At 73.2% G+C, this 13285-nt stretch carries 11 protein-coding genes; 5 read left to right on the plus strand and 6 right to left on the minus strand.

The window, feature by feature from the left end; genetic code table 11:
- Positions 1-9: 9 nt before the first annotated feature.
- The 3 genes from ABZ567_RS09515 to ABZ567_RS09525 form a co-directional block, all read right to left on the minus strand.
- Entirely contained in the window at positions 10-618 is a 609-nt protein-coding gene (locus tag ABZ567_RS09515; protein ID WP_360786529.1) for a helix-turn-helix domain-containing protein, read from the minus strand.
- Between the two features lie 177 nt (positions 619-795).
- Positions 796-1494 carry a response regulator gene (locus ABZ567_RS09520; protein ID WP_360786289.1) on the minus strand — a complete coding sequence of 233 codons (699 nt, stop codon included), beginning with the start codon at positions 1492-1494 and terminating at the stop codon, positions 796-798.
- Positions 1491-3410 carry an ATP-binding protein gene (locus ABZ567_RS09525; protein WP_360786291.1) on the minus strand — a complete coding sequence of 640 codons (1920 nt, stop codon included), beginning with the start codon at positions 3408-3410 and terminating at the stop codon, positions 1491-1493. The genes ABZ567_RS09520 and ABZ567_RS09525 overlap by 4 nt, the downstream gene beginning before the upstream one ends.
- 211 nt (positions 3411-3621) lie before the next feature.
- Between ABZ567_RS09525 and ABZ567_RS09530 the strand changes: the two genes are divergently transcribed.
- On the plus strand, positions 3622-4974 hold the full coding sequence (locus ABZ567_RS09530; RefSeq protein ID WP_360786293.1) for a cation:dicarboxylase symporter family transporter: 1353 nt from the start codon (positions 3622-3624) through the stop codon (positions 4972-4974).
- 499 nt (positions 4975-5473) lie between these two features.
- Here ABZ567_RS09530 and ABZ567_RS09535 read toward each other — a convergent pair whose 3' ends face one another.
- Positions 5474-6343 (minus strand): aldo/keto reductase, encoded by an 870-nt coding sequence (locus tag ABZ567_RS09535; RefSeq protein ID WP_360786531.1) that lies wholly within the window; start codon positions 6341-6343, stop codon positions 5474-5476.
- A gap of 11 nt (positions 6344-6354) precedes the next feature.
- Positions 6355-7251 carry an NAD-dependent epimerase/dehydratase family protein gene (locus tag ABZ567_RS09540; protein ID WP_360786295.1) on the minus strand — a complete coding sequence of 299 codons (897 nt, stop codon included), beginning with the start codon at positions 7249-7251 and terminating at the stop codon, positions 6355-6357.
- Between the two features lie 67 nt (positions 7252-7318).
- On the opposite strand from ABZ567_RS09540, the gene ABZ567_RS09545 reads away from it, so the two are divergent.
- From ABZ567_RS09545 to ABZ567_RS09560, 4 genes are all read left to right on the plus strand, one after another.
- Positions 7319-7837 carry an Lrp/AsnC family transcriptional regulator gene (locus ABZ567_RS09545; RefSeq protein WP_360786297.1) on the plus strand — a complete coding sequence of 173 codons (519 nt, stop codon included), beginning with the start codon at positions 7319-7321 and terminating at the stop codon, positions 7835-7837.
- A 59-nt stretch (positions 7838-7896) separates the two neighbouring features.
- On the plus strand, positions 7897-8307 hold the full coding sequence (locus ABZ567_RS09550; protein WP_360786299.1) for a MerR family transcriptional regulator: 411 nt from the start codon (positions 7897-7899) through the stop codon (positions 8305-8307).
- A gap of 5 nt (positions 8308-8312) precedes the next feature.
- Positions 8313-8651 (plus strand): thioredoxin domain-containing protein, encoded by a 339-nt coding sequence (locus ABZ567_RS09555; protein ID WP_360786301.1) that lies wholly within the window; start codon positions 8313-8315, stop codon positions 8649-8651.
- 172 nt (positions 8652-8823) lie between these two features.
- Entirely contained in the window at positions 8824-11061 is a 2238-nt protein-coding gene (locus tag ABZ567_RS09560; RefSeq protein WP_360786303.1) for a UvrD-helicase domain-containing protein, read from the plus strand.
- 63 nt (positions 11062-11124) lie between these two features.
- Here ABZ567_RS09560 and glgB read toward each other — a convergent pair whose 3' ends face one another.
- A complete protein-coding gene (gene glgB, locus ABZ567_RS09565) occupies positions 11125-13278 on the minus strand; it encodes a 1,4-alpha-glucan branching enzyme (protein ID WP_360786533.1) in 2154 nt (717 codons plus the stop codon).
- Positions 13279-13285 lie beyond the last annotated feature (7 nt).

The following is a 13285-nucleotide window of genomic DNA, read 5'->3' on the forward strand; positions in this document are numbered from 1 at the left end:
GCCCCGAGGTCACTGCCCGACGGCCGCCCAGAAGTGCCCGGTGATCCCGTCCAGGTACGCGCGCCCCTCGTCGCCCGTCGCCCCCGACGCGCCCCAGCTGCTGGTCGCCGCCATCCGGGCGTGGTACTCCGCGTGCAGCCGCTGCAGGGCGGACTCCAGGGACCGCTTGGGCAGCGGCAGCATCTTTACCGCCGGTTTCACATACGCCTGCCAGCGGGTCGTGGCGGCGTCGCGCAGCAGCTCGGCGAGGCGCTCGTCGCCTCCGGTCGCGGTGATCAGGGCGCGCGGGCCGAGGCCGAGGACCTCCGCGAGGGCGGCCGTCTGGCGTTCGGTCCCGCGCCAGCGGCCCTCGTCCTCCATCCGCTGGTACGCGTGGGCGGCGACGCCCACCAGCCGGGCCAGCTCCTCGACGGCGAGGCCGCGCGCGAGCCGGTGCTCGCGCAGGCTGGTGGCGGTGGCGATCAGGTCGGCGGGGGAGCACCACAGGACGCCGGCGAGGGCCGTGAGCTCCTGTTCGCCGGGGGCGGCCCGCCCGCGCTCCCAGGCGACGACGGTGTCGGGGTCGACGAAGAGTCCGTACTGCGCGCGCAGGCCGTAGGCGACGTGACCGGGGGCCATGCCGAGGCCCTCGCGCAGTCGGCGGGCGGCCAGGGCGTTGAAGGGTGGTGAGGGTTGGTGCACCAGGCCACGGTAGGTGCGGAGGGTGACGGTTGGATACGGTGCGTTCCCCCAACGTCCGAGGTCGTAGGAACGTGGGAACCCGCTGGTAACCCAGCGCGATGATCAAGGGAACGGTCAGTGACCGCGCGCCGGGCCGTCCAGCCAGCGGTACTGGAGCTCCGGGCGCCCGATCTGTCCGTACTGCGGGGCGCGGACGGCCCTGCCGGCGGTCACCAGGTGCTCCAGGTAGCGGCGGGCGGTGATCCGCGAGATCCCGACCGCCGTGCCCGCCTCGGCGGCGGTGAGCCCCGCCGCGGTGGCCCGGAGAGCACGGGTGACGGCCTCCAGGGTCGGAGCGCTCAGACCCTTGGGGAGGGTGGCCGGGTGCGGGGCACGGAGCGTGGCGAGCGCCCGGTCCACCTCGTCCTGCCCGGAGGCCTCGCCGGCGGCCGCCCGGAACTCGGCGTACCGGGCGAGACGGTCCCGGAGGGTCGCGAAGGCGAAGGGTTTCAGGACGTACTGGACGACCCCCAGGGACACGCCCTCGCGGACGATCGCGAGGTCGCGGGCGGAGGTCACGGCGATGACGTCGGCACAGTGCCCGGCGGCGCGCAGCGCGCGCAGCAGCTGCAGGCCGTGGCCGTCGGGCAGGTAGAGGTCGAGCAGGATCAGGTCGACCGGCGTCCGGTCGAGCACCCGCACGGCGGCGGCCCGCGAGTGGGCGACCCCGACGACGGTGAAACCCTCGACCCGCCCGGCGTACAGCGCGTGGGCGTCGGCGGCGACGGGATCGTCCTCGACGACGAGCACCCGCAGAGGCGGCGGCGCGGTCACGCGGACACCTCCGCTGCGGGGGTGGGGCGGGCCACCCCGCCGTCCGCCGACCCGGGGACGGGACGGGCCGCCCCGCCGTCCGCCGTCCTGGGGCGGGGGGTGGCGGGGCTCGCGAGGGGGGCTGCGCCCATGGGGTCACAGCCTCCGGGAGTCGTCGCACCGGCGTTCGCCGCCGCGCCCGCACCAGGACCGGCGTCCGCCGAGGCGCCGGGACCCGCGTCCGGGACCGGGACCGCACCAGGATGGGCGCCAGGACCCGCGTCCGTCGCCGTGCCCGGACCGGCGTTCGCGCCACCCGCGTCCGGGCCCGTGCCCCGGACAGGTCCCCGTCCCGGCAGTGGCAGTCGGATCGTGAACTCCGCGCCGCCCTCCGCCGCGTCCGTGAGGTTCAGCGTGCCCGAGGCGCGGGTGACCGCCTGGCCGACCAGGGCCAGGCCGATGCCCCGGCCGGGGCCGCGGGTGGACCAGCCGCGCCCCAGGACCGCGTCCCGGTCGGCCGGGCGGACGCCGGGGCCGCTGTCACCGACCCGGAGCAGCAGCTCGCCGTCGCCCGCGCGGGCCGCGACCGTGACCGTCACGCGCGCGTGCGGGGTCCCGCCGGCCGCCTCCACCGCGTTGTCGATGAGGTTGCCCAGGATCGTCACCAGGTCCCGGGCCGGCAGCGCCGCCGGTACGAGTCCGTCGTCGATGCCGCTGTCCTCGGTGAGGACCAGTTCCACACCCCGCTCGTTGGCCTGCGCCGCCTTGCCGAGCAGCAGCGCCGCGAGCACCGGCTCCCCGACCGCGTCCACGACCCGGTCGGTGAGCGCCTGGGCCAGCTCCAGCTCCGCTGTCGCGAACTCCACCGCCTCGGCCACCCGACCCAGTTCGATGAGTGACACGACCGTGTGCAGCCGGTTCGCCGCCTCGTGGGCCTGTGACCTGAGCGCCTCCGTGAAGCCGCGCTCGGAGTCCAACTCCCCGGACAGTGACTGGAGTTCCGTACGGTCCCGCAGCGTGACGACCGTGCCGCGCCGCTCCCCGCCCACCACCGGCCGGGTGTTGACCACGAGGACCCGGTCCGCCGTCAGATGCGTCTCGTCGACGCGCGGCTCGGCGGACAGCAGCGCGCCCGTCAGTGGTGCGGGCAGTCCGAGTTCGGCCGCGGGCCGGCCGACGACCCCGTCGTCGAGGCCGAGCAGCTCCCGCGCCCCGTCGTTGATGAGGGCGATCCGCCGCCGTCCGTCGAGCATCACGAGCCCCTCGCGGACCGCGTGCAGCGCGGCCTCGTGGTAGTCGTGCATCCGGCTCAGCTCCGTCGCGTTCATGCCGTGCGTGTGGCGGCGCAGCCGCGCGTTGACCACGTACGTCCCGGCCCCGCCGAGCGCGAGCGCCGCGCCCGCCATGCCGAGCAGCGCGGTGACCTGCTCCCGTACCTGTTCGCTGATCTCGTCGATCGTGATGCCCGCGCTGACGAGGGCGACGACCCTGCCGTCGTCGAAGACGGGCGCCACCGTCCGTACGGAGGGGCCGAGCACCCCCAGGTGGGTCTCCGAGTACGTCCGGCCCGCCGCCGCCTCCTCGATGTGACCGAGGTACGTCCGGCCGATCTGCGCGGGCTCGGGGTGGGTCCAGCGGGTGCCGTCCGGAGCCATGATCACCACGAACGCCACACCCGCGTGACGGCGCAGGGACTCGGCGTACGGCTGGAGCACCGCCGTCGGGTCGGCTGAGCGGACCGCCGTGACCACGGACGGGGAGTCGGCGACGGCCGCGGCGGTCGCGGTGGCCTGGCGCCGGGCGGTCTCCTCGGCCTGCGCCAGGTCCGTCACGTACGCGAAGACCGCGCATCCCGCCACGACGACGGCCACGAGCACGACCTGCATCGCGAAGAGCTGGCCGGCCAGGCTGCGGGGGTGGGGGAGGGGGAGACGCATGCGGGTAAGTGTGCACGGCGGAATGTGCGGCGTCGCGGCACGTTCCCGAATCGTTCCCTTCCCGGTCGGCCAGGCCTTTCACCGCCTGCCGGGGCCCGACCTCGTTTCGGTCGTGAACGAAACGTACGCAACCGTGACCCGGGTCACAGGCTGATGGATAGTCGCGGATGTCCACCGGGACGTGGACATCCATCAGCACGAGGAGGACCCCGTGGCCGCACGTCGGGACCGTACCCACTATCTGTATCTGGCCGTCATCGGTGCCGTGCTGCTGGGCATCGCGGTCGGCTTCCTGGCGCCCGGGGTCGCCGTCGAGCTGAAGCCGTTGGGCACCGGCTTCGTCAATCTGATCAAGATGATGATCTCGCCGATCATCTTCTGCACGATCGTGCTCGGCGTCGGCTCGGTGCGGAAGGCCGCGAAGGTCGGCGCCGTCGGCGGCCTCGCCCTCGGCTACTTCATGGTCATGTCGACCGTCGCCCTCGCGATCGGTCTGCTCGTCGGCAACCTCCTGGAACCCGGCTCCGGCCTCCACCTCACCAAGGAGCTGGCCGAGGCCGGCGCCAAGCAGGCCGAGGGCGCGAGCGAGTCCACGTCCGACTTCCTGCTCGGGGTCATCCCGACGACCCTGGTCTCCGCCTTCACCGAGGGCGAGGTCCTCCAGACACTCCTCGTCGCGCTCCTCGCCGGTTTCGCGCTCCAGGCCATGGGCGCCGCCGGAGAACCGGTTCTGCGCGGGATCGGGCACATCCAGCGGCTCGTCTTCCGCATCCTCGGCATGATCATGTGGGTCGCTCCCGTCGGCGCGTTCGGCGCGATCGCGGCCGTCGTCGGCGCGACCGGCGCCGCCGCGCTCAAGTCGCTCGCCGTCATCATGATCGGCTTCTACCTGACCTGCGCGATCTTCGTCTTCGTCGTGCTCGGCGCGCTCCTCAGGCTGGTCGCGGGGATCAACATCTGGTCCCTCCTGAGGTACCTGGGCCGCGAGTTCCTGCTGATCCTCTCGACGTCGTCCTCGGAGTCCGCGCTTCCCCGGCTGATCGCGAAGATGGAGCACCTCGGTGTCAGCAAGCCCGTCGTCGGCATCACCGTGCCGACCGGCTACTCCTTCAACCTCGACGGCACCGCGATCTATCTGACGATGGCCTCGCTGTTCGTCGCCGAGGCGATGGGCGACCCGCTCTCGGTGGGCGAGCAGATCTCCCTTCTCGTCTTCATGATCATCGCTTCGAAGGGGGCCGCGGGTGTCACCGGCGCCGGTCTCGCGACCCTCGCGGGCGGCCTCCAGTCGCACCGGCCCGAGCTGGTCGACGGGGTGGGCCTGATCGTCGGCATCGACCGCTTCATGAGCGAGGCCCGCGCCCTCACCAACTTCGCGGGCAACGCCGTCGCGACGGTGCTGGTCGGCACCTGGACGAAGGAGATCGACCGGGCGCGGGTCTCCGAGGTCCTCGCCGGCCGGGTCCCCTTCGACGAGAAGACCCTCGTCGACGACCACGCCCCGGCCCCCGTCCCGGACCAGCGAGCCGAGGACGGCGAGGAGAAGGCCCGCGCGGGCGTCTGACACCCCGGGCCCCCTGTACCGCGGCCTCGAGCGTCCTGGACCACGGGCCCCCGGGCTCCGGGTCTCCTGGACCCCGGGCCCCCGGCTCCGGGCCTCCTGGACCCCGGGCCCCCGGCTCCTGGATCACGGGCCCCCGGGCTCCGGGCCTCCTGGACCACGGGCCCCCGAGCCCTCTGGAACCGCGGCCCCGGCCCCGGACCGCGCCCCTGGGCCCCCGGCCCCGGGCCCGCACCACGAACCCCGCAGCACGCACCACGCACCCCAAACCCCGAGTCCCGGGCCTTGAGCCGGATCCGGGCCTCGGGAGAAGGGCGACCCCTACAAGGGGGTCGCCCTTCTCGCGGTCGGCGACCACCGAGCCGCCCCCCGGTCGACGACGGGTCCCGCCGGGCCGCGTCCCGGCCGGTACGGGGTCCCCGTCGAGCCGCTTCCCCACCGGCGACGGGTCCCACCTGGCCGCCTCCCCGGCCACGACGGTCCCCGCCCGCCCCCTCCCCCCTCACCCCCCGTCCAGCTCCGCCGACTCCTCTCCCGTCAGCACGAGATCGGTCGCCGCCGCCGAGTCCCGGGCCGACTCCGGGCGGCTCGCGCCCGGGATCGGGAGGACCGTCTCCGCGCGGGTGAGCAGCCAGGCGAGGGCCACCCGTTGCGGGCTGACCCCGTGGGTCCGCGCCACTCGGTGGAAGGCTCCGAGGCCGGGGTCCTTCCCCTGGGCCGACCTCCCGTCGAGGGAGCTGCGCGAGATCCCGCCCAGGGGGCTCCACGGCAGGAAGGTGAGGCCCAGTGCGGCGCAGAGCCGTAGTTCGGGCTCGCTGTCCCGTACGGCGGGGGAGTAGCGGTTCTGTACGGAGACCAGCCGGTCGCCCAGGACCTCGCGGGCCAGCAGGATCTGCGCGGTGTCCACGTTCGAGATCCCGGCGAGCCGTACCGTCCCCGCGTCCAGCAACTCCCTGACCGCGCCGAGGGATTCGGCGTACGGGACGGCCGGGTCCGGCTTGTGCAGCTGGTACAGGCCGATCGGGCCGCCTCCGAGCCGGCGGGCCGAGGCCTCCGCTGCGCGCCGCAGGTGTTCGGGCCTGCCGTCGACGGTCCAGCCGCCGTCGGCCGTGCGGCCCCGTCCGCCCTTGGTCGCGACGAGGACGTCGTCGGTGCGGCCCCCGTAGGCGGCCAGGGCGCGGCGCACGAGCAGTTCGCCCTCGCCGGGCTCGCCGTCCGGCGGCTGGTAGGAGTCGGCGGTGTCGAGGAGCGTGATGCCCGCGTCGAGCGCCGCGTGCACGGTGGCGAAGCCCCGCGCCGCGTCCGGCCGGCCCTCGATCGAGAGCGGCATGGTGCCCAGACCGACAGCGCCGACCCGTACGTCCCCCAGCATCCGGTACCGCGTCACCGCTTCACCGTCAGCGTCTCGGAGACGGCCTGGGGGAGCCACGTCGAGGACGGTGAGAAGGAGTAACCGAGTGCGACGGCGCGGGAGTTGTCCATCGCGTACGCGCGGGAGAAGGAGAACGGCGAGACCTCGCCGGTCTCCACCGTCCGGAAGACCGTCCGCCCGCCCACCTGCTTCTCGATCTCCGCACAGAGGTCGGCCGTGTGGAGGGGCTCGGGGGAATGCGCGTTCACCGGGCCGGTGAAGTCCTCCTCGACCGCCCACGCGAGGAACGCGGCGATCTCCTCCACGTACACGTAGGTCGCCGGATGGTTCACCACCGGGACGGCGATCGGTTCGCCCGCCCGGATCCGCCGCGCGTAGTGGGCGAGCCGGCCGGTGAAGTCGTCGTCGCCGCCGAGCACATGGGCCACCCGCACCGAGGTCCACGCGAAGGGCGGCCCCGCCGCGAAGACCGCCTCCGCCTGCCGCTTCCCCTCCCCGTAGTGGGCCTCGCGGAACTGCGGGTCCTCCCAGGCGGGGCCCGTGTCGACGGTGACCGCGCCCAGGTCGAGGGCGTCCTCGGCGACCGGTACGGTCCGGTCCTCGTCCGCGTACACCTCGACCGTCGACGTCATCACGTACCGTCCGGTGCGCGGCCCGAAGAGGCGCCGGGCGATCTCGGCCTGGCGCGGGGTGTAGCAGACCTGGTCCACCACGACGTCGAAGGAACGGCCCGCCAGGACGGATTGCAGGGCGGCTTCGTCGTCCCGGTCGGCGACAAGGTGCTCGATTCCCCCCGGGGCGCCGGAGGAGCCCCGGTTGAGGATCGTGATCCGGTGCCCGGATTTCCGCAGAAGGGCGATCAACCGCTTTCCGAAATAGCGGTTCCCGCCGATGACCAGCACGTCCATCAATTCCCACTCTCTTGCGTCACGGGTCAAGTGTTACGTTGATCCGCCGCCGTCTGAAGGGGAGAACATGGGAGTCCCGGCCGCCGTACCGAAGGAACCACGGCCTTTGCGTCCCGCCACCGTCGAAACCTCGGCGGCCGCTTTCGACGCCGTCGACCGGCGGATCCTGGACCTCCTCCAGAGCGACGGCCGGATCAAGCTCAGCGAGCTGGGCCGCCGCGTCCGGCTCAGCCCCGCGGCCGTGACCGAGCGGGTGCGCCGCCTGGAGGCGAGCGGCGCGGTCAGCGGCTACGGCGCCCATGTGTCCCCGGCCCGGCTCGGCTACGGCATCCAGGCCTTCATCCGTGTGAACCCGCACGGCGGGTACACGCTGAAGCACCCCCGGACCCTGGAGCTCATCGCCCGCCCCGAGGTCGTGGAGGTCCACCACGTGGTGGGGGAGGACTGCTGGATCCTCAAGGTCGCCGTCACCGACACCGTCCACCTCGAGGAGGTCCTGGAGCAGACCTCGGCCCTGGGCCGGACCACGACCTCCATCGTCCTGTCGTCGCCGGTGACGCGGAAGCCCCTCCTTCCGCCCCCTTGAGCCACCGGCTTCCCGGCCCCCTTGCCTTGACGTCGGCGTCAAGGCCTACGGTCGGGGACATGCGCATCGGAGAGCTGGCCGAGCGGGCCGGGACCACCACGCGGACTCTGCGGTACTACGAGTCCCGGGGTCTCCTGACCGCCCGGCGCACGGAGCAGGGGTACCGCACCTACGACGAGGACGACCTGCGGCTCCTCCAGCAGATCAGGACCCTTCAGGACTTCGGGTTCGAGCTGGAGGAGACACGGCCGTTCGTCGACTGCCTCCGCGCGGGGCACCCGGCGGGGGACTCCTGTCCCGCGTCGATCGCCGTCTACCGGCGGAAGGTCGCCGAGCTCGACGGGCTGATCGCACAGCTCCGGGCGGTACGCGCCCAGGTGGGCGCCCAGCTGCTGCGGGCCGAGGCGGAGCTGCCGCACGGCCCGGAGCCCCGCTGCGCACACGACGCAGGGATCGAGACGGAGGGGTGACGGAGATGACGACGTCCACACGAGGCGTGACCGAGGTGACGGACGCGGACTTCGCGGCGGAGGTGCTGGGATCGCAGCTGCCGGTCCTGGTGAAGTTCACCGCGCAGTGGTGCGGGCCGTGCCGGCAGCTGAAGCCGGTGCTCGCCGCGATCGCGGCCGAGGAGGCGGGGCGGCTGCGGATCGTCGAGATCGACGTGGACCGCAACCCGGAGACGACGATGCGGTACGGGGTGCTCGCGACCCCGACGATGCTGGTGTTCCGGTCGGGGGAGCCGGTGAAGTCGATCGTCGGCGCCCGCCCGAAGCGCCGGCTCCTGGAGGACCTGGAGGACGTCCTGGGCTAGGTCCTGTCCGGAAAGGCCCGGAGGCGTGTCCGCCCGGCAGGGCATACGGAAATACCCCGACTAGAATTGACAGTCGGGGTATTTCCTCGCGTATATTAATGGATTCTGCGCCTGGAAAGAACACAGGCGCAGGGAAGTTCAATAAATGCACTGTATCGCGCCGGGAGTCGAATTGTCAACCGAGGAATTGCGGAACGAGCAGCAATTCATCACCGCTCTCCACACCCGCCTCGACGACCTCAGGGACCAGGCCGAGGCCGCCGTCCAGCGGGCGCTGCGCACCCCCGGGGTCGGCGGCAACCAGGGCCGGCTCGAACGGGACGTCATGGTCGCCGAGCAGTCCGGGCTGCTCGCCGCGTTCGACGCGGGGGAGAGCGGGCTCTGTTTCGGGCGTCTGGTCTTCAAGGACGGGCGTGACCACCACATCGGCCGGCTCGGCATCCGCGAGGACGACCCGAACCGCACCCCGCTCGTCGTCGACTGGCGCGCCGAGGTCGCCCGCCCCTTCTACCTCGCCACCGGGTACGAGCCGATGGGCCTCTCCCGTCGCCGTCACATCAGCACCCGCGGCCGCACCGTGACCGGCCTCCACGACGAGGTGCTCGACCTCGCCGACACCACCCGCACCGGCTACGAGAGCCGCGACGCCGACGAGGTGCTGCTCGCCTCCCTCGACGCCGCCCGCACCGGCCGTATGCACGACATCGTGCAGACCATCCAGGCCGAGCAGGACGCCATCATCCGCTCCCCGCACCGGGGGGTCCTCGTCGTCGAGGGCGGCCCCGGCACCGGCAAGACGGCCGTGGCCCTGCACCGCGCCGCGTACCTCCTCTACGCGCACCGCGAGCAGCTGGCCAAGCGGGCGGTCCTCATCGTCGGACCCAACCCGGCCTTCCTCGGCTACATCGGCAACGTCCTGCCCTCCCTCGGAGAAACCGGCGTCCTCCTCGCCACCCCCGCGGAGCTCTTCCCCGACGTCCGCGCCACCGGCACCGACACCGCCCGCGCCGCCGCCGTCAAGGGCTCCGCCGCCATGGCCGAGGCACTCGCCGCGGCCGTACGCGACCGCCAGCAGGTGCCCGAGCGCGGCGAGCCGCTCATCGTCCCGCACGAGGACGGTGACCTGGTCATCGACTGGGACATGGCCCTGGAGGCGCGCCACAAGGCCCGCGAGACCGCCCTCCCGCACAACCTCGCCCGCCCCTACTTCGTCTTCCGGATCCTGGACGCGCTCGCCGAGCAGCTCGCCGACCGCATCGGCGCCGACCCCTACGGCGGCCCCAACTTCCTCGGCCCCGACGACATCGCCCTGCTCGCCAAGGGCATCGCGTCGAACCCCGACGTGTACGCGGCGGTCGACACCCTCTGGCCCGCGCTCACCCCGCAGGAGTTCCTCGCCGGCTACCTGACCGAGCCCACCCACCTCCCCGAGGCGGACGCCGCCGTGATCCGGCGCGACGGCGGGCCCTGGACCCCGGCCGACGTGCCGCTGCTCGACGAGGCCGCCGAACTCCTCGGCGAGGACGACTCGGCGGCCCGCGCCGCCGAGGAGGCGGAGCGGCAGAAGCAGATCCAGTACGCGCAGGGCGTCCTCGACGTCTCCTTCGCCTCGCGCACCTACGAGTTCGAGGACAAGGAGGAGCAGGACAAGGACGCCTCCGAGGTCCTCTCGGCGCACGACATCATCGACGCCGAACGCTTCGCCGAGCGCCACGAGGAGGCCGACCACCGCACCGCCGCCGAACGCGCGGCCGCCGACCGCACCTGGGCGTTCGGGCACATCATCGTCGACGAGGCCCAGGAGCTCTCCGCGATGGCCTGGCGGCTCCTCATGCGCCGCAGCCCGAACCGCTCGATGACCCTGGTCGGCGACCCCGCCCAGACCGGCGACCCGGCGGGCGTCGGCGCCTGGGAGCGGATCCTCGCGCCGTACGTGGACGACCGCTGGGAACTCGTCCGGCTGGGCGTCAACTACCGTACGCCCGCCGAGATCATGGCCGTCGCGGCCGAGGTGCGGCGGGCCGACGACCCGGGGTTCGAACCGCCGAGCTCCGTGCGCTCCACGGGCGTGGAGCCCTGGGACCGGACGGTCGACGACCCGGTGAAGGAGACCGCCGACGCGGTGGCGGCCGAGCTGCGGGCCGAGGGCGGGATCGCCGTGATCGCCCCGCCGGAGCTGCACCCGGGCCTGGTCGCCGCCCTCCCGGGCGTCGCCCACGGCCCGGCCCCCGACCTCACCCGGCCGGTGGTCCTGCTCGATCCCCGGCAGGCGAAGGGCCTGGAGTTCGACACGGTCCTCGTCGTCGACCCGGCGGGCATCGTGGCCGGTTCCGCGCACGGCACCAACGACCTGTACGTGGCGCTGACCCGGGCGACCCAGCGGCTCGGGATCATCCGCACGCGGGCGTGACCCAGGACGCCCCCGGTCCCGCACGGAGCGGGGCCGGGGGCGTCCGAGGGGCGAGCCCCCGTGTCAGGCGGGCCGCAGCCAGACCGTCGCCAGCGGCGGGAGCGTCATGCGGATGCTCGCCGAGCGCCCGTGGTGCGGCACCGACTCCGACTTCACCGGGTCGCGCCCCACCACGTCCCCGCCGCCGTACCGCCCGGCGTCCGTGTTCAGGACCTCCGCCCAGGCGACCACCGCCTCCGGTACGCCGAGCCGGTAGTCGTGCCGCACCACCGGGGAGAAGTTGGAGACGGCGAGCAGCGGCGAGCCGATCGCGTCGAAGCGCAGGAAGGCGAAGACGTTGTCCTCGGCCGCGTCCCCGACCACCCACTCGAAGCCCTCGGGGGCGGTGTCCCGCTCCCAGAGCGAGGGCGTCGCCGTGTACACCGTGTTCAGGTCGCGGACGAGGTCCCGCACCCCCCGGTGGTCGGGCTCCGCCCCGTACGCCGGGTCGAGCAGCCACCAGTCGGGGCCGTGGTCCGCGGACCACTCCGCACCCTGGGCGAACTCCTGGCCCATGTACAGCAGTTGCTTGCCGGGGTGGGCCCACATGTAGCCGAGGTAGGCGCGGTGGTTGGCGCGCTGCTGCCACCAGTCGCCCGGCATCTTCGACACCAGCGCCCGCTTGCCGTGCACCACCTCGTCGTGCGAGATCGGCAGGATGTAGTTCTCGCTGTACGCGTAGACCATCGAAAAGGTCATCTCGTGGTGGTGGTACTTGCGGTGCACCGGCTCCTTCTGCACGTAAGCGAGGGAGTCGTGCATCCAGCCCATGTTCCACTTCATGCCGAAGCCCAGACCGCCGAAGCCGCCGGGACCCACCTGGTCGGTGGCCCGGGTCACCCCGTCCCAGGCCGTGGACTCCTCGGCGAACGTGATGATCCCCGGGCAGCGCCGGTACACGGTCGCGTTCATCTCCTGGAGGAAGGCCACCGCGTCCAGGTTCTCCCGGCCCCCGAACTCGTTCGGCAGCCAGTCGCCTTGCTCGCGCGAGTAGTCCAGGTAGAGCATCGAGGCGACCGCGTCGACCCGCAGGCCGTCGATGTGGAACTCCTGGCACCAGTACACGGCGTTCGCCACCAGGAAGTTCCGCACCTCCTTGCGGCCGTAGTCGAACTCCAGGGTCCCCCAGTCGGGGTGGTGCGAACGGCGCGGGTCCTCGTGCTCGTACAGCGGACGCCCGTCGAACTCGGCGAGCGCCCAGTCGTCCTTCGGGAAGTGCGCCGGGACCCAGTCCATCAGGACCCCGATGCCCGCCCGGTGCAGCGAGTCGACCAGGAACCTGAAGTCGTCCGGCGTGCCCATGCGGGCCGTCGGCGCGTAGAACCCGGTCACCTGGTAGCCCCACGAACCGCCGAAGGGGTGCTCGGTGACCGGCATCAGCTCCACGTGCGTGAACCCGAGGTCGCGGACGTACGCGGGCAGCTGCTCGGCCAGCTGGCGGTAGGTGAGCCCCGGCCGCCAGGACGGCAGGTGCACCTCGTACACCGACAGCGGTGCCTCGTGGTGCGGGCGGGCCCCGCGCCGCTCCATCCACTCCGCGTCGTCCCAGGTGTAGTGCGAGGCCGTGACGATCGACGCGGTGTTCGGCGGGCACTCGGTACGGCGGGCCATCGGGTCCGCGCGGACCGTGTGCGTACCGTCGGGGCGCGTGATGTCGTACTTGTAGACCGCGCCCTCCCCGATCCCCGGCACGAACAGCTCCCACACGCCCGTCGAGCCCAGTGAGCGCATCGGAAGCCCCGTGCCGTCCCAGTGCGTGAAGTCACCGGTGACCCGCACACCGCGCGCGTTCGGCGCCCAGACGGCGAATCGGGTGCCGGGCACGCCGCCGTGGGTCATCGGCCGGGAGCCGAGGGCCGTCCACAGCTCCTCGTGCCGGCCCTCGCCGATGAGGTGCAGGTCCAGCTCGCCGAGGGACGGCAGGAAGCGGTACGGGTCGTGCACGGCCAGCTCGTCGCCGTCGTAGCGGACCCGCAGCTCGTACGGGGGCACCTTGCGCAGTAGCGGCAGGAGCGCCGAGAAGAGACCGTCGCCGTCGTCGTGCAGCGGCACGCGCCTGCCCTTGACGAGGACGGTGACCTCCCTGGCCCACGGGCGCAGCACCCGGACCACCACCCCGCCGCGCACCGGATGCGCGCCGAGCACGCCGTGCGGGTCGTGGTGCTCCCCGGCGAGCAGCCGGGCC

Source organism: Streptomyces sp. NPDC016459 (assembly GCF_040632845.1).
Taxonomy (GTDB): Bacteria; Actinomycetota; Actinomycetes; order Streptomycetales; family Streptomycetaceae; genus Streptomyces.

What these genes read in the sequence shown, in the direction of transcription:
- ABZ567_RS09555 (WP_360786301.1), top strand. Translation starts at nt 8,313, where the DNA reads ATGACGACGTCCACACGAGGCGTGACCGAGGTGACGGACGCGGACTTC.
- ABZ567_RS09525 (WP_360786291.1), bottom strand. Translation starts at nt 3,410, where the DNA reads ATGCGTCTCCCCCTCCCCCACCCCCGCAGCCTGGCCGGCCAGCTCTTC.
- ABZ567_RS09550 (WP_360786299.1), top strand. Translation starts at nt 7,897, where the DNA reads ATGCGCATCGGAGAGCTGGCCGAGCGGGCCGGGACCACCACGCGGACT.
- ABZ567_RS09535 (WP_360786531.1), bottom strand. Translation starts at nt 6,343, where the DNA reads ATGCTGGGGGACGTACGGGTCGGCGCTGTCGGTCTGGGCACCATGCCG.
- ABZ567_RS09515 (WP_360786529.1), bottom strand. Translation starts at nt 618, where the DNA reads ATGGCCCCCGGTCACGTCGCCTACGGCCTGCGCGCGCAGTACGGACTC.
- ABZ567_RS09545 (WP_360786297.1), top strand. Translation starts at nt 7,319, where the DNA reads ATGGGAGTCCCGGCCGCCGTACCGAAGGAACCACGGCCTTTGCGTCCC.
- ABZ567_RS09540 (WP_360786295.1), bottom strand. Translation starts at nt 7,251, where the DNA reads ATGGACGTGCTGGTCATCGGCGGGAACCGCTATTTCGGAAAGCGGTTG.